A 902-nucleotide genomic window follows, 5' to 3' on the forward strand; every position below is an offset into this window, starting at 1 on the left:
GCACCTGGAATCTCAATGTTCCAGTGGCCATCGCTGCCAACTAGGGTCTCAATGGTTTGCACAGCGCCTGCGCTGTCGGTGATGGTGAGTGTAACAGTGCCACCAATTTCATTACTGGTGCCCTGCAGCTCGGGTGTTAAGTCGCTAACATCGCCTACGTTTTGAATGGTGAGTATTGGCGCTTGCGTGTCGATAGTGGTGGTATCACTCACTGTAGTTTCGTTGCCAACACTGTCGCGTACACTTACTTCGATGGTGCTTTGACCTTCACTTAATGGTGTGGTTGGAGTGGCACTCCAATTACCATCCGCATCAACAAGGGCGGTGATGGTTTGTGGGTTGCCGTTGCTGTCGGTAACGACTATCGTCACTTGTGCACCTTCGCCCGCATCACTTGTGCCGCTTATGATTGGTGTGTTGCTGTCGCTTTGTGCTGCAACATCAACAGTGAGTGTCGGCGGTGTATTATCAAAGTCATCTGAGCTAATTGTACGGGTATTACCTGCGGCATCGGTCGCTGTGGCGATCACTGAGCCAACATCAAGTAACGATACATCTAATCCGACTAATGACCAATTACCATCGGCATCAGTTGTGGTGGTGTAGGTGGCACCAATGCCACCGCCAACCAGTTGCTCGGTAATGGTAATTTCACTGCCTGCTGGCAAGTCAGAGGTACCACTTAAGGTAACCAATAAACCAAGTTCAAACGTTGGTGTAAAGGCAAGTGCCGGTGGAGTTACGTCTACTTCGCCACTGTCTGTACCTGTACCTGTGTTGCCCGCTGCATCAGTGATGCTGGCGCTAACGCTATAATTCCCTTCGGCTAATGTGCCTGTTGGTGTCGCACTCCAGTTACCATTGGCATCGGTTTGTACATCAATGCTTTGAGTGGCATTTGC

1 protein-coding gene is annotated in these 902 nt (G+C 50.6%); it reads right to left on the reverse strand.

Translation table 11 applies throughout. From position 1 onward, the window contains the following. Positions 1-902: Ig-like domain-containing protein (locus H5090_RS20525; protein ID WP_182696628.1), on the reverse strand; the 902-nt coding region annotated here is incomplete at both ends.

This window comes from Pseudoalteromonas sp. SR43-5 (genome assembly GCF_014163835.1).
Classification (GTDB): Bacteria; Pseudomonadota; Gammaproteobacteria; order Enterobacterales; family Alteromonadaceae; genus Pseudoalteromonas; species Pseudoalteromonas distincta.